Annotated in this window: 9 protein-coding genes; 3 read left to right on the top strand and 6 right to left on the bottom strand. The window is 47.3% G+C overall.

All coding sequences use genetic code 11. The annotated features are described in order from the left end of the window. Positions 1-119: 119 nt before the first annotated feature. Positions 120-3,731, top strand: a complete 3,612-nt coding sequence (locus AC58QD_RS22410) for an Npt1/Npt2 family nucleotide transporter (RefSeq protein ID WP_497337231.1) — start codon at positions 120-122, stop codon at positions 3,729-3,731. Between the two features lie 128 nt (positions 3,732-3,859). Here AC58QD_RS22410 and yhbH read toward each other — a convergent pair whose 3' ends face one another. The 6 genes from yhbH to AC58QD_RS22380 all read right to left on the bottom strand — a co-directional run bounded on the left by yhbH (position 3,860) and on the right by AC58QD_RS22380 (position 12,916). After that, a complete protein-coding gene (gene yhbH, locus AC58QD_RS22405) occupies positions 3,860-5,008 on the bottom strand; it encodes a sporulation protein YhbH (RefSeq protein ID WP_497337230.1) in 1,149 nt (382 codons plus the stop codon). A 165-nt stretch (positions 5,009-5,173) separates the two neighbouring features. Beyond that, entirely contained in the window at positions 5,174-6,949 is a 1,776-nt protein-coding gene (locus AC58QD_RS22400; RefSeq protein WP_497337229.1) for a hypothetical protein, read from the bottom strand. A gap of 31 nt (positions 6,950-6,980) precedes the next feature. Continuing rightward, positions 6,981-8,573 carry an extracellular solute-binding protein gene (locus AC58QD_RS22395; protein WP_497337228.1) on the bottom strand — a complete coding sequence of 531 codons (1,593 nt, stop codon included), beginning with the start codon at positions 8,571-8,573 and terminating at the stop codon, positions 6,981-6,983. Between the two features lie 109 nt (positions 8,574-8,682). After that, positions 8,683-9,555 carry a carbohydrate ABC transporter permease gene (locus tag AC58QD_RS22390; RefSeq protein WP_497337227.1) on the bottom strand — a complete coding sequence of 291 codons (873 nt, stop codon included), beginning with the start codon at positions 9,553-9,555 and terminating at the stop codon, positions 8,683-8,685. Positions 9,556-9,587: 32 nt separating this feature from the next. Then, positions 9,588-10,559: an ABC transporter permease gene (locus AC58QD_RS22385; RefSeq protein ID WP_497337226.1), complete on the bottom strand. Its 972-nt coding sequence runs from the start codon at positions 10,557-10,559 to the stop codon at positions 9,588-9,590. Between the two features lie 188 nt (positions 10,560-10,747). Further along, positions 10,748-12,916 (bottom strand): helix-turn-helix domain-containing protein, encoded by a 2,169-nt coding sequence (locus AC58QD_RS22380; protein ID WP_497337225.1) that lies wholly within the window; start codon positions 12,914-12,916, stop codon positions 10,748-10,750. A gap of 656 nt (positions 12,917-13,572) precedes the next feature. Here AC58QD_RS22380 and AC58QD_RS22375 point away from each other — a divergent pair. After that, positions 13,573-14,043, top strand: coding sequence for a cytochrome c oxidase subunit II (locus AC58QD_RS22375; RefSeq protein ID WP_497337224.1), 471 nt, complete (start codon positions 13,573-13,575; stop codon positions 14,041-14,043). Between the two features lie 58 nt (positions 14,044-14,101). After that, entirely contained in the window at positions 14,102-15,775 is a 1,674-nt protein-coding gene (locus AC58QD_RS22370) for a b(o/a)3-type cytochrome-c oxidase subunit 1 (RefSeq protein ID WP_497337223.1), read from the top strand. Positions 15,776-15,939 lie beyond the last annotated feature (164 nt).

The raw sequence follows: 15,939 nt of genomic DNA, 5'->3' as shown, positions 1-15,939 counted from the left end.
GCCTTGAGGTTGTTTTTTGATGTTTGAAGATGGCAATTATTTCAAAATTTATCGTGCATAAATAAAGACATAAAAGTACTATAGATTATAGCGTGATTAAAGTTCAGGGAGTTGTAACGATGGCCGGAATGACAACAATTAATATGCTGAGAAACCGTATAAAGATGCTTGCCGATGATCGGGATGAATACGTGAAGGTTTGGCTGCTATTTGGTTATTTATTCTGCGTTGTATCAGCATCTACTGTTGGGAGAACTGCGGCGGATACCCTTTTTCTTAGTCGGTTTGATAATTCTTATTTATCGCTGATGTATCTGCCTCAGGCTCTTGTCATGATTATTACAGGTGTTTTATTTCAACGATATGCGCATAAGGTTCGTATGGACCGCCTGATTATGTGGTTGATTCCGATTCTTGCTTTACTTGTTCTTTTCTCCAGATTCGGAGTGGGATTAGAAATCAGATCGGTTTTCCCGGTTATTTATATAGCCTATGACGTATTTAATTTCTTGATGATTGTCTGCTTCTGGCAGTTTGCGACCTCCGTATTGGATCAAAGAAAAGCCAAACGGATGATTGGGATAGTAGGGAGCGGGGGCATAACCGGCGGTATCGTGAGCGGCTTTGGTTTGAAGGCGCTAGTTCCCGTGGTTGGCACTGCGAATCTGATCTTCTTCTATGCAGGGCTTCAACTGTTAGGATTTCTGGCTGTTATGCTTATTTTACGCAGAGTTCCTGAGCCAGTAGAAGTTGTCCCGGACGCCAAAAGAACGCAAACCGCCAAGAAGGCGGCAGCACAGAAGTCGGGCCTCTTCCAGAATGTGCCTCATTTGAAGTATGTGGCAATCTTATCAGCAGCACTAGTGCTGTCTCTAACGTTAATCGATTATCAGTTCAAGGTCATTCTTAGGGGAACTCTGCAAAATGAGGCTTTGGCAGGATTCATGGGAAGCTTTTATGGATTTTCGGGATTGATCGCCTTGTTTGTTCAACTGTTCATTTCTGGGCGGATCCTGACAAGGTTCGGAGTGATGACAGCAATGCTAGTGTTCCCGATCGCTCTAGTGGCAGGCAGCTTAGGAGTCCTTGTTCTGCCTATTCTGGCTATGGCTATGGTCATAAAAGGAAGCGACAAGGTTTTGGGTGATACCATATATTCGTCGGTCAATCAATTAATCATGTTTCCGATTCCTCCCCAGTGGCGGAATAGAGCCAAGAGCTTCCTCGACGGGGTTGTGCGTAATGGAGCCAAAGGGCTTGCAGCGGTCTGTCTGCTCGTCGTAACGCGTGTCTTAGCCCCAGAACAGCTGAGCTATATCATACTTGTTCTGCTCGGCATTGGGATTGCGGCTGCGATCAAGGTCAAGAAAGCTTATTTGCAGACGCTGTTATCGACTTTGCAGTCGGGGAATGTTGATCTTCAAAAGGCAGAGCTTAATTTGATGGATCCAGCTAGTCGTCTAATATTAACGGATGCACTGGGAAGTCCAGACGAGAAACAAGCTTTGTATGCTCTTCGCATTTTACGAGACATTGAGACCTTTGATCTGGATCCCTACATCAATGGATTGCTGCATCACCCTGCACCGGAGGTGTGCGCTGAGGCGCTTGCCTATGTAAAGCAAAAGGTGCCTGCGGGACTTGAGCCGATTGTTCAAGACTTACTGGCGTCTCCGAACATTCTGGTAAGAGCAGGTGCTCTTGCTGCTTTATCCGCCTATGCCAAGGAGGAGCATTTGGATGAAATCACAACTTATCTGGATGATCCGAGTGTTGAGATTCAAGCTGCAGCTATCGGTGGATTAGTTAAATATTATGGTATTGAGGGAATGTTCAGATCGGTCGGCAAGCTCAAACATCTCATTGAAAGTATTCATGAGGAAGATCGGACGGCGATGGCCTCCTTATTCGGTACTATTGGTGTGAAGAGCTTCTACAAACCATTAATTGCTTTATTGAATGACAACTACTCTGCGGTACGTGTTCGTGCGTTGCAATCTGCAGCTATTCTTCGGGTGTCCCGATTAATTCCACAGATCGTAACGAGTCTGCAGGATGGAGAAACTCGACGATATGCAGTCGAAGCTCTGGCTGCGTATGAGGAAAGGGAAATACTTCCACTGCTTCATGCTTATATGAATGAGAAAGATGCTTCTATTCATTTGCCGCAAGTGTTCGAGCGGTTAGGTTCCCAGCGGTCCATGGATAAGCTGCTGGCAAGCTATGGCTCCTCTTCGTACGAAATGCGAGATAAGCTCCTGGAATCGCTGCTGCGTATGCAAAAGAATGTATTGCTAGTCGACAGGGAAAAAGTAGAGGACCTTCTTTTACAGGAAATACAGCTATATGATCAGTTTGCTAAGCACGGAGCAGTCATTACGGGCAGGGACGATTGTTCGGAAATTGTGCTGATCATCGGACAAATTCGCACCGAAATTAGCCGGCGAATTTTTCAGTTATTATCGCTGATCTATGAGGAACAAACGATCCAGGCTGTTTATGTGAATTGGTCAGAAGGTAATGCTGGACAACAGGCAAATGCACTGGAGGTAATGGATCAGACCCTACAGGGTAACCTCCGAATGGAGCTAACGAAGATGATGTCGACCTCGCGAAATCTTCCGGCTGCTCCCTCCACCCCAGAGCCTGTTGAGCCACATATGAATTGGTTAGCTGCCCAAGGAGATGACTGGCTTCGTCAAATGGTCGAATTCGTTATGCAGAATGCTAATAAACAGGCAGACTCATTGACGGGGGTAATAGCTGCCGGAACCGATCCAATTGCCAATGACAAGATGGTCGATTTGATGGACCGTGTGGGCTTATTGAGGAATGTGTCTTTATTTCATAGCTTAAAGAGCAAGGATTTGTCTGCGATCGCGAAACGATTATTGAGAATCGAGATGAACGGCGGAAGTACGATTATTCAAGAGGGTGATCAAGGAGATTGCTTGTTTATTATGGACAAGGGTCGAGCGGGCGTGTATCGAAATGAACAGTATGTGGGGGAATTGAAGCGAGGGGATTGCTTTGGTGAAACGGCGATATTTACTCAAGGCATCAGAACAGCTACGATTAAGGCGGATGAGGCAGTTATCCTATGGCGGCTCGATTCATCAGCCTTTTACGATATGATGTTCAATCAGACGAGTATTGCCCTGGAAATGATGAAGCTGCTTTCTCGAAGACTGCGTTCCATGCTGGAGCGGGGAGAACATGCAGAGCAATCCGATGTATTGATGGCGGCACGTGCTGAGGCTGCTGGGTCAAGGAGTGAGTTTCAGCGGTCAGATACGGAGGTGCTTAGAGATAAGACGAGGAATGAAGTCATACTGCGCCGGATCTTGGTTCTTCAGAAAATACATTTATTTGCCCATTTGGCTCCAGATGATTTCATATGGCTTGCCCAAGTCGTTGACGAAGTATCTTATGATGCTGGAGAAGTTATTTGTAGAGCGGGTGACTATGGCGATTGGATGTATGCGATTATTGATGGACGTGTTCGTGTTCATCGAGGGAGTAAGACTTTCGCAGAGCTTCATTGGGGGGAATACTTTGGTGAGATGGCTATCATTGATAGTGGATCCCGCTCGGCGGATTGCACGGCTATTGAGCCTACCGTCTTATTACAGCTGCATAAGGACCAGACCTTGGCTTTCTGTTTCCAGAATATAAATGTGCTTCGGAGTATGCTTCGGGTTCTTGCGGATCGGTTGAAAGGGATGCAATAGTGGAGCTTGCTTTACTAATTCAAGGGCTGCTCTCTGGCGATACGGAATACAGGGAGCAGACAGCAGGAACACCCTGAAGCATGCAGCTCTCCAGGGTGTGGAATAAGATACTCTACATGCGCCAGCAGTCACGCTTCCTTAGGCTTTGTGAAGAAGGTTCGCAGCGCTTTGTACACTTCGCCTTTCTCGCGAATAATACAATGCTGGAACTTGGGAATCTGGATGTGCCGATAGGCGGACATGAGCGTACTGCTGCGATTATACTGATTAACTTCACCATAACCGAACATGTTGCATCGTTGCAGAAGCTGCTCGATGAGCTTCACACAGCGTTCATTGTCTGAGGTAAGGTTATCACCATCAGAGAAATGGAAAGGGTAGATGTTGTAGTTAGCCGGCGGATATCGGCGGTCAATAATCTCAAGTGCTTTCTGGTAAGCGGATGAGCAGATCGTTCCGCCGCTCTCACCTTTCGTGAAAAATTCTTCCTCTGTCACTTCCTTGGCCTCCGTATGATGCGCGATGAAGACGATCTCTACCTTCTCATATTTGGTTCGCAGGAAACGAGTCATCCAGAAAAAGAAGCTGCGCGCAATATATTTCTCAAAGCTGCCCATCGAACCAGATGTGTCCATCATCGCAATGATTAGTGCGTTAGAGCGAGGGATAACAATCTCTTCCCATGTCTTGAACCGCAGATCATCTGGTGAAATCCTGTATATTCCCGGATGACCGCTGTTAGCGTTACGGCGCAAATTTTCGAGAATAGTCCGTTTCTTATCAATGTTGGACATGATCCCCTTTTTACGAATATCGGTGAAACGAACATCTTCATCCTGGATGTTGTCCTTCTGCTTCTCCTCCAGATGAGGGAGTTCCAAGTCTTCGAATAACATCGACTGCAGCTCTTCCATGCTAATTTCGGCCTCGTAATAGTCATCTCCGGGTTGATCTCCTGCACCTTCTCCTTTGCCCTGTCCTTGGGTAGAAGGATCCGTACCTAATACATCACCTACCTGACTGTCACCGTCTCCTTGCCCGACGTGTTTGCTCTTGTTGTAATTGTAGCGAAACCGATATTCGTCCAGACTGCGAATCGGTACTTTAATAATTTGTCGGTTGTGCTGGGTAATTATATTCTCTTCGGTCACGAGATCAGGCAGGTTCTGCTTAATCGCTTCACGGACCTTCTGCTGATGACGGGTTTGATCCTGATATCCTTTGCGATGCAGCGACCAGTCTTCCCGGGAGACGATAAACAGCGGATTCGTCGTCATGCAGGGCACCTCCTGAGTAATGGCTTGTAATCCAATATATTCAGAAATAGGCCTGATATGTGTTAAAGCAGGGATGTAAAAATAGCAGGTCTTGGGTATAACCCAAAACCTGCTACCATCATCCCGTCTGTAATTTGAATCGTGATCGCAAATTCAGTCCAATTATCATTCAGCCAATTGCCTCAGCGTCGTCCGCCAGCTCACAACCTGCGGTCCCCCGTCAGGAGGCAATACGAGTGTAATGCGCAGCTGAGCAGAGATACCGCTGACTGACAGCGTGGAGCGCTCAAGCCGCATGTTCATATCTGCAGCGGCTGCGCATTCCAGTGAATAGCGGTCGCCCGCGAAGTCGAGGATCAATCGCTGAGGGCTCTCCCTGCGAATACGAAGTTCATGCTCGCCGTCGTGAACGAGGAGGGAGATCACATGCTCGCATGTGCGGAATGGGCGCTCCAGATCGAGCTGGTATTGCCAGGCGAAGCCGTCCTCCAGCAGTTGGATCGTCTTCACACAGCGCAGGTCATCATCTTCATGAGCAAGCTGGAAGCCACCCGCAACCGGAGTCAAGGCAGCATTAATCCGAGAGTTCGGATATACCAGATCATCTGGTGCGTCAGACGCCAAAGCTTCATCTTCCTGACACCCGCGGAGCAGATAGCCCTCCCAGACGCCATCCTGAACGTGGCTTAATGCGCTCTGCTGATAGCCGGTCAGGCGAGGCTCTGCCAGCGGCAGCTTGCGTCCAGCCAACCGGTAATGGAAGCCCTGCATAGCAGGAGCGTACTCACGGTTGTGCATGCGCAATGTGCAGCCGAAGAAACTTTCACCGCGTCGTATGAAGGCGTAGCCGCTCTCGGTGTCGATGAAGTTATTGTTAGCAGGCAGACGACAATCCGTTTGGAGGCTTAATCTGCGTTCCAGAATCAAGCCTGCTGTAGCAAGACCGGTTAAACCAAGCAAATTGTACATGTTAAGGTGGGTATACGATTCGTAGCCGACACGCAGTGAATGAGGCAGCGTATTCGGCGTGCACCCAAGGCTGCCATCGGGATGCCGGAAGGCAACCCAATATTGAATGATCCGCTCCAACATGCCTTCTTCCTGCATCCCGCAGTAAGAATACAAGGACGAGAAGGCGCCCCAAGTGAAGGTTTGATAGCTGCTTCGCTCGACCATTGCGAACGTGCCGTCTGATGAAATGGTGTTGTTCAGCCACCCCAAACCTCTTCGAATGAGCTGCTGTGTTCTGTTATGCAACGATTGATGCGACTCTTTCCAGGCTGAAGGGAGTACGCTGATGACGCTCGTAAGAATATACAAGGTGAAGGCGTGATAGGCGATAGGCATCCCGTCATGTACTTGCAGCTCGCTAATCTCATCATTGATGAAGCCGGATTGAAGCTGCGCTCGCTCAATGAAGGAGATTCGCCGGTTCAGATGCTCCATATCCGCATCCCGGTATCCAAGCGTATCCAGGAACAATTCAGTTCCCAATTGCAAGGCTGCACAGTTCGTATTAATAATCTGACAATCATCCTCGTAAGCGGCCATGAATGTTCCATAGTCGCGTGCCGCCTCCTCCCGGTCCTGTCCATCCAGCATGGTGATGGCCATCAGGCTGTAATGAATGAGGAAGACTCGGCAGAATGGACTGATTTCGCGATCCTGGAGAAGAACAACAGAGCGATCGAGCGCCGCACGGAGCAGCCGGAGGACGGAAGCGTCCCCCGATGCCCGATACACGGCTGCGAATAGAACAGCAGCATTAGCAGGAGCGTAATTCTCGCTGTATATGGTTTCGTAAGGGTCGCAGAAGGAACCGTCCTCCGCTAACCAGTCGGCTGCAACCGGTACAAAATCAGCTAACAATGTGCGAATCTGTAATAGCGCAGTTCCATGTTGTTCATAGCCGGTTACAGGGGCTGGTTCAGATGTCTTCATGAACAATTCTCCTTCAACGGAATACGATTCTTTACTTGGCAGCAGCGTTTTCTTTTATACCGTCATTCACTTCTTTAATAATTTGTGCGCCTCCGCGATCTTTCCACTCTTGGATCATTTTATCCCAATCGGTAATAGGACGTTGACCCGAAATCATCTTGGTCTGCTCTCCGATCAGATACTTGTCAAGCTCAGCGCCTTTTTGTGCTTGTGTATCGGAATACACGGTGTAGGACGGATCGTTGTATGGTGTTTTGTTGAATTTCTTCTCCATCTCTTCAATGGTAGCAATGAATTTCTGCATCTCTGGTGAGCTGTACGATGCCTTGGAGTATTCGTTTGCTTCGTTGCTAGGAGACCAAGGCTTCCAGAACTCGTGACGCTGCAGCATATATTGGATCGGAGTATTGGACTCTTGACCTGCTTTTGGCGTCGCCAAGCCATTCTTCATCTCATAACCTACACCCTCACCGCCCATAATCCAGTTGAATTGTTCATTCTGAGGCGTACGGTCTTTCAACGGGATGAACTTACGGCCATAATCAAGAATTTCGAAAATTTTCTTCACCTTGTCCGGGTCGCTCTTCAGCTTGGCGGATAAAGTTGTAAGTCCAAAGAAGCCACGCGCACTCGGATTTCCTTGTGAACCGTCAGGAGCTACGAAGAAGGGAATAGGAGCAACTACAGCAGTTGGATTGACTTTCAGCAAACCGGTGTAATATTCCTCGACCATTCCTGTAGGTGTGCCGATGAAGATCCCGGCTTTCCCTGAGTAAAACTCTTTGTTCGTAGATGCCCAGTTCAGCACAGCAAAATCTTTGGTAACTGCGCCTTCTTTATAGGCCTTGGCTAACGTCTCAATAACTTCCATTCTGCCTTTCCCGATCATCCCTGGGATCAAGCTGCCGCTGCTATCCTTGTGGTACCAGGCAGGGGACCAGTAAGCGCCCATCGCATGGGTAGGGGAAATATTCTCTCCGAGCGCAAAGCCGTAAGTATCAGCCTTGCCATTGCCGTCTGGATCGTTCTTGGTAAAAGCGATCGCTACATCCAGCAGCTCCTTGTAGTTGGTAGGCATCTTCAAGCCCAGCTTGTCGAGCCAATCCTGACGAATCGTTCCGGAGAACGTGTAGGTAGGAGCGTACATCGGAATGCTGTATATTTTCCCGTTTACCCGGAATTGATCGTAGATGCTCTTAGGAACGCCTTTTAAGGTTTCATACTGGCTCAAATAATCATCGAGCGGGAGGAATGCTCCTTGTTTGGCCCATTTGTAATAATTGGAATCGAGATCCTTGATCGCTACTACATCCGGCATATCGCCTGACGCCATTATGACATTCAGCTTTTCTTTATAATCGGATTGCAGGATGAATTGCGACTTGATGTTCGCGTTGAATTTTTGTTTGATGGCATCAACGCCCTTGCCTGCAGGATCGGGAAATATCGTATAAGCAAAATTCATAAAGCTGATATCATGTGTTTTATTGTTTGCTTTAGTTGCCGAATCACTTGGCTTTGGTTGTGTGCTAGGATTTGTTGTTGTATTGTCCTTCGAGCAAGCGGCAATAACGGTAGTTAGCGCTATCAAAGCAGTGACCTTCATCATCCATGATCGTTTCATTATGGAGCACCTCCAAATTTGTTTAGAAAAATTTCTTGCCTTGTGAAAAAGTGGGTCCCCTCAGTATACATTAGATCGTGACGGCTCAACCATAAGATTCGTACGGGCCTTATCCTTTTACCGAACCGATCATCACCCCCTTGGCAAAATGTTTTTGCAGAAACGGATATAGAATCAAGATCGGAACGGTTGCGAGCAGAATCGCAGCCATCTGGATCGTTTCCGCTGGAGGCGGGTCGGCTAGAACTTGCTCCGTAATGGTGAGTGAGCTTGTATCGTTGACTACAACGATTTGACGCAGCAGCACTTGAATCGGCCATAGATTGGGATTGCTGATATAGAGAATGCCTGAGAAATAAGCATTCCAATGCGAGACCGCGTAGAACAAGCCGAATGTGGCTAACGCAGGTTTGGACAGTGGAAGAATGATCCGCCCAAATACTGTGAAAGGACCGGCTCCATCGATCAGAGCAGCTTCATTGAGCTCCTCGGGAATACTCTTGAAGAACTGCGAGAACACGATAAGATTCCAGGGACTGATCAGAACCGGGATAATGAGTGCCCAGACGGAATCAAGCAGATGCGTAGATTTTACGATCAAATAAGTTGGAATGATCCCTGCGCTGAATAGAAACGTGAACAGGACCATGAATAGGAACCCCTTTTGTCCATAGAACTTGCGTGACAATGCATAGGCCATCGTTGTTGTGAAAGCCAGGTTGAGCAACGTGCCAATCACAGTAATAAAGGCGGTAATTCCTACTGATTTCACAAAACGATCATTCGAGAGAATGTATTTGTAAGCACTGGTCACCCAGCGTTCCGGCCATAAAATAAAAGTTCGACGCAAGTATTCTTCCATGGAAGAGAAAGAGATGGAGAATATATACAGAAACGGTAGTATCATTGCAGCCGCCACCAACAGGAGGACGGTTATTATCAAGCCATCGGCTATTCGGTCAAGCCAGGTTCGGTGATGCATGCGAGATTCCTCCTTGGAATTGAAATGTGAGACTAATAAATGCCGTCCTCACCAAAGCGTTTGGCTAATCGATTCGCCGTCACGACCAATACAAGGCCGACTATGGATTTGAACAAACCGACAGCAGTAGCAAAGCTGAAGTCCGACTGCAGAATTCCTTTGTAATACACGTAGGTATCAAGCACATTTCCGACTTCCTCCACATAAGGGTTCAACATAAGGAAGATTTGCTCGAATCCATTATCAAGCACCGTTCCTAGCCGTAGAATCAGCAGAATCACAATCGTGCTGCGAATAGCTGGGAGCGTAATATGCCATACTCTGCGCCAACGGCCAGCGCCGTCTACAATAGAAGCTTCATATAGCTCGGGGTTCACACCGGCAATAGCTGCCAGAAACACAATCGTTCCCCAGCCTGCTTCCTTCCAAATCACTTCAAGGACGAGCAGCGGCTTGAATAACCATGGAATCTGAAGGAATTGAATGGACTCCCAGCCGAAAAGATGCTCCGTCATGTTGTTGACCAAGCCATCGCTTCTCAAGAAAATCGTCACGAGACCGATGACTACAACCCACGACAGAAAGTGAGGCAAGTAGATGAACGATTGCAGCAATCGTTTGACCCATTCATGACGAACTTCATTTAGCATGAGCGCCAGCAGGATAGGAACCGGGAAAGCGAAGGCGATCTGCAGAAATGAAAGCGTTAACGTATTAATGAGCACTTGAACGACCTCGGGGTTATCGAAGATCCGTTTGAAATGTGCAAGTCCGACCCAATCACTGTGCAGAAAGCCTTGGAACGGGCTGTATTCCTGAAAAGCGATAATCGAGCCAAGTAACGGAATGTACTTATAAATGAGAAAGTACAGTGCTCCTGGCAGCACGAAGGCGTACATATAACGGCTGCTCCACAGCTTGCGGCCTATAGAGTTTTTATTCCTTGGCTTCGGTTGCGGAGCCGTCGTTGTCGGTTCGGCAGCAGCTTTTGTAAGCGATGTCATTTACGGGCCTCCTTTTGAATCAGGTATTAGCATTACTATAGAAATTAATGGGGTAGCGGTAAACAATCCATTTTTATCAGCCTTCGTGCAAACAAAGATCATTCATCCGCAAATAGGGATACATGTCCAATACCCTATAATCGCAACAAAAAACCGAACCCGGGGGTTCGGCAGCAGCTTAAGTCAGATTACAAAGCATCAGGCATCACTGATTGATTGGAAGAACGCGCGGATTCTCGATATTGCCCAGGGGATTTACCCGTACATTGTTTGAACGCTCTGGAGAAGTTCTGCGTGTTGGTATATTGCAGCCGCTCGGCCATGTCTTTGATCGGCATATTGGAATGCGCGAGCCATTCCTTCGCTTTGGACATTCGATGCTCGATCACATAGTCGATGAAATTATGACTCATCTCTTCCTTGAAGATGCGGCTAAGCTGCGAAGCAGACAAGCCGCTTATTCGAGCCGCTTCCTGAAGGGAGCACTCTTGTTCCGCATGATCATGGATGTAAGTAATGACCTGCTGTACGATCTTGGTATGTTGGGATACATTCAGCTTCTCATAACGAGAACGGAAAGCAGGGAAGAACTCATGGAGGAACCAATCCCTAACTTGATCAAGAGACTCGGCGTCGTGAATACGAGTGTAGGCAGATAAGCTAAGCAGCTCTGACAAATCCAGGCCTAGCTGCTCCATACAATGATCAATCTCTGCAAGCAGATTCGTGAAGATACCTATGACGGATTTGGCAGCCGGAGCTGTGTGAGGCAGCTCCTGAACCATCCGATTGAACTCCAGGATTGCTTCATCCGTCATTCCCTCGGCAATATGCTTCACGATTGTTTTCTGACGCTTCACCATAATTCGCGTGGATTGCTGGACTCCGACCAGCTGCTCTGCAGCAGCTGGAGTTACCATTATATCGCTGCCAAGCAGCAATCGATATTGCTGCAGATCAAGCGCCTCCTCATACGCTTCCGGAATATTGCGGTAATAGTAATAAGGCTTACTGATTGTCGCTGTAACGGTGAAGCTGAATAATTCTTTCACACCCAGCCTGATTTGATGGCAGGTCGTTTCCGCGATGTGAGTGAACTCTTCATACGAATAAGGGGTAGACATAATAAGCGCAACTTGGCCAGGTTTAGGACTGACGGTTATACACGGTGTCGCGGTTTCACAGAGCTCACCGATCAGCTTGGACAAGGAGTACATCATCAGGGATCGGTCTTTGTCCTGATAGCTCTTCTTGAAATGCACAAGCTGATCAATTTCAAAGATACACACGATGAACAACGGTCCGGGCAGGTTAATTCCGTATCGTTTGCTCTGCGCCGCGAAGTCCGCCTCCGTAATATCGCCTCTCAGAAGCTGCAGCAGCAGGTTCTCCTTAAGCAGAGGCTGCTTCTGCTGCAGCTCATCTGTCAGTCTCTCGTTCGTCTCCATCATATTCTGCATGAATTGATCCAGCTCCGTGAAACTGCTGGACGTCGGCTTCTGGAGCATGGGCAGCCGTTTCATCAACGTCTGGATCGGCACATACATGCGATGAGAAGCGAATAGAGCGATCATGGCCCAGATCAGCGCAAGGCTGCCCGCAATCAACCAGGTCAGATTGCGAATTTGTTGAGATTTCACAGTTAGATTCTCGCTTGGTGTCAAGATGATAAAGGACCAGTCGTTGAAAGTTGAACGATGGGAGGAGAGATGGAACGATTGCTCCTCCATTGTGAATATGTCGGTAATCGGCGCCTTTGTTGTTTGCAGCTTGGTGGATAACGTTCTAGGCAAAGGGGTGCCAATCTCTGATTCGTTCTGGCTGAGTACGATTCGTCCTTCTTCATTGACAGCAAGCACTCTGCTGTTGTTACCCAAGTTCACAGTTCGCAATAAAGCATATAGGCTGGACATATCTACTTCCATAACAAGGGTTCCATCTGTGCCTGAAAGACCAATGGGGCGTACGATAAGCAAGTTCTTCTGGCCCGGATAAGTATTGGACGAGATAATACGCGCACCTGTTGTTAGGGCAGGCTGGGATTGCAGCAAGCCATTATAAGGGAAATCATAGTTTTTGATCATACCCAGTCTATTGGAGTATACATAATCAAATTGCTTATACACGAGATAGACCTGGAAAAGCACATCCGAGTAACTTCTATATTTGCTTATCGTTTCTAACATTTCTAAAGTAGCTTCGAGCGCATTCAATTCATCCATCGTAATGCCGAGCCGAACGGATTTCTGAATGGTTACATCCCCGGCAATCTGGATCGATAAGTACTCCATCTTTTTGAGAACACTATCAACCTGATCCGATAATTGGCGGAGCGTAATATCATGCTTGGCGTTCACTTCGGATTGAATGCTCCTTGAAGCGAGAATGGATGACACAGATCCAAGCAATAGGACAGGAATAAGACTGAATAATAGAGAGAAGAGCATTAACTTCTTTTTAAAAGAAAGTCGTTCCCAATTAGATTGATGTTTATGTGACAATTTCATCATGTTCCTTTCGTTAGGGGATGGCCCAGCGCTGAAACATGCTTTTTACGAAATGATTCTTGATAGCGCTTTCTTTTTATAAAAAGATTTCTGTGCATTTATTATAACAGACCTTTACTTGTTAAGTCACCCTGAGCGAAAGAGTGGGCCAATAAATTCCAGTGAACATAAAAGGATAAGGCAAATTTGTGAAAATAATTACTCTGACGTTCCATAAAACCTCCCTATGTGATAAATATCACAGCTCATGCAATGGCAGGATGATAGTCTAGGGTCAAGGAAAAACAGCAGTTTGAAATAAAGGGAGGAGATCCTATTGGCACGACACGATGAGAAAAATCAGGCATCTACAAACCGAAATCTCAGAGGGACGTTAGTTTCTGTTTTGATAGTAGGCGCTGTAATTGTGGTGATCTGGCTAGGAGTATTTGCACTTTTGCAAGAACGGTATTAATCAATCCGACTGCTTCTCGTTATTGCAATTATTTACTTAAGGGGGAATTACAATGCATTTTCACAAGTACGAAAAAATATGGTTAACATTCGGAATGTCTGCGCTCGTCGTGTTTCTTACCGTGCTGGGTATCGGGGCTTTTGCTCAGGGATCGGCTCCTCCTGGACACCATCATACACAGGTTGATCCAGAGAAGGTAGAGCAAATAGCACCGTTCAACAAACCGGGTCTTACGAAAATTGGCGAAAAAGAGTACGAAGCCATAATGGTAGGTAAAGTGTTCTCTTACTTACCTGCGAAAATGACCGTCCCTGCAGGGTCCACTGTCCATTTCTCCATTACTAGTCCGGATGTGGTGCATGGGTTTCAGATCGTCGGAACGAACGTCAATGCAATGGTTGTTCCAGGTGAGGTGAACCACATCACACATAAATTTACGAAACCAGGCACTTATCTGGTGCTATGCAACGAATATTGCGGTACGGGTCATGAGTTCATGGCGACGACCATCACGGTGGTATAGATCAGTACAACATTTTATGTAAATCCCGATAGGGCATATTGCGAAAGGCGGGTTGGCCATGAAACACAATGAAGCTGGAGCCTCCAAAATTAGAATAGACCGGAAGGATTCTATCCTCTCCATTACGCACATTTTGTTTGCGTTTGGAGCTCTTCTAGTGGGCGGAATCGCAGGGCTGCTGCAAGGAATGGTGAAGGGCGGTAATTTTCAGCTTCCGGCGGGAATCGGTTATTACCAGCTCTTGACAGCACACGGCGTATTAATGGCGCTGGTGTTCACAACGTTTTTTATCATAGGATTTCTATATGCGGGTGCTGCTTACACGACCGGGGGAGCGATGCGTCCAGGTGTGCGTAAGGCAAGCTGGTGGGGTTTCATCCTTATGGCAGCAGGCACAGCCATTACGGTTGTAATGATTTTACTGAACGAAGCGACTGTGCTGTACACATTCTATGCGCCTTTGAAAGCTTCTCCATTCTTTTATATCGGACTAACGCTAGTTATTGTCGGAAGCTGGGTTAGTGGGGTTGCTTTATTCGTTCAATATGGAAAATGGAGAAAGAATAATCCAGGTAAGTCTTCCCCTCTGTTCTTATTCATGGCTGTTGTCACAATGACGATGTGGCTAATTGCAACCCTTGGCGTCGCTGCGGAAGTATTGCTCCTGTTGTTGCCTTGGTCGATGGGCTGGGTTCCTACAATTAATGTAATGTTAACCCGTTCGTTGTTCTGGTATTTCGGACATCCCTTGGTATACTTCTGGCTGCTGCCTACCTATATATGCTGGTATGTGATCATTCCGAAGCTGATCGGCGGTAAAGTATTCAGTGACTCTTTGGCGAGATTATCCTTCATTCTGCTGCTGCTGTTCTCGATCCCGGTAGGCTTCCATCATCAATTAACCGAGCCGGGAATATCACCAGTATGGAAATTCGTTCAAGTTGTCCTGACCTTCATGGTCGTAATCCCTTCGCTTATGACTGCATTCTCGTTGTTCGCGATGCTGGAATTAAGCGGGCGAGCCAAAGGCGCGAAAGGCTTGTTCGGCTGGTTCCGCAAGCTTCCTTGGAAGGATGTGCGATTCTTCGCACCCTTCATGGGCATGGTGATCTTCATCCCGGCGGGAGCAGGGGGGATAGTCAATGCGAGCAACCAAATGAATCAAGTCGTGCATAACACTTTATGGGTAACGGGTCATTTCCATCTGACAGTAGCTACAAGCGTAGCACTAACCTTCTTCGGTATTATATATTGGTTGGTTCCCCTGCTCAGCGGGAGAAAGCTGACGCCGGTCATGAACAAATTGGGAATCGTGCAAACTTGGATCTGGGTAATCGGGATGTTCCTGATGTCTGGAGCGATGCACACAGTGGGATTGCTTGGCGCCCCGCGTCGGACAGCTTACACTACCTACGGTGGCAATCTGGATGCGTTATCCTGGATTCCATTGAATCGTGTGTTGGGTATTGGCGGAGCGATCCTGTTCTTTGGCATTTTGCTAATCATCTATGTAATCCTGGAGCTCGCATTCTTCGCTGAGAAGGATGTTAAGCAGGAAGAAGAGTTTCAATTGGCCGAGGTGGCTGAGGATGCACAGCGTACACCTGCTATTCTGGAGAACTGGAAGCTATGGGTAGGAATCGTTGTGGTGCTGATTCTGTTTGCTTACACGGTTCCGATCCTGGAGATGTTGCGAGAGGTGCCGGGATCAAAACCATGGGTAACATGGTAGGGGTAGGAAATATTAGAATTTCATACTGATATCCAACAACAAGGACCGTCCAGTATGAGCTGCACCCCAATTGTTAGACACATCTAACAATTGGAGGTGCAGTTTTTATGTCCAAGTATACTTTGGAAATAAAACTAAGGGCCGTATTGAGATATTTAGAGGGC

This window comes from Paenibacillus sp. J2R1T-4 (assembly GCF_059692235.1).
This window is presented reverse-complemented; position numbering and strand designations above follow the sequence as displayed.

Bases quoted from the DNA above. Each gene is read 5' to 3' on its own strand.
- AC58QD_RS22410 (WP_497337231.1), top strand. From the start codon at position 120: ATGGCCGGAATGACAACAATTAATATGCTGAGAAACCGTATAAAGATG.
- yhbH (WP_497337230.1), bottom strand. From the start codon at position 5,008: ATGACGACGAATCCGCTGTTTATCGTCTCCCGGGAAGACTGGTCGCTG.
- AC58QD_RS22400 (WP_497337229.1), bottom strand. From the start codon at position 6,949: ATGAAGACATCTGAACCAGCCCCTGTAACCGGCTATGAACAACATGGA.
- AC58QD_RS22395 (WP_497337228.1), bottom strand. From the start codon at position 8,573: ATGAAACGATCATGGATGATGAAGGTCACTGCTTTGATAGCGCTAACT.
- AC58QD_RS22390 (WP_497337227.1), bottom strand. From the start codon at position 9,555: ATGCATCACCGAACCTGGCTTGACCGAATAGCCGATGGCTTGATAATA.
- AC58QD_RS22385 (WP_497337226.1), bottom strand. From the start codon at position 10,559: ATGACATCGCTTACAAAAGCTGCTGCCGAACCGACAACGACGGCTCCG.
- AC58QD_RS22375 (WP_497337224.1), top strand. From the start codon at position 13,573: ATGCATTTTCACAAGTACGAAAAAATATGGTTAACATTCGGAATGTCT.
- AC58QD_RS22370 (WP_497337223.1), top strand. From the start codon at position 14,102: ATGAAACACAATGAAGCTGGAGCCTCCAAAATTAGAATAGACCGGAAG.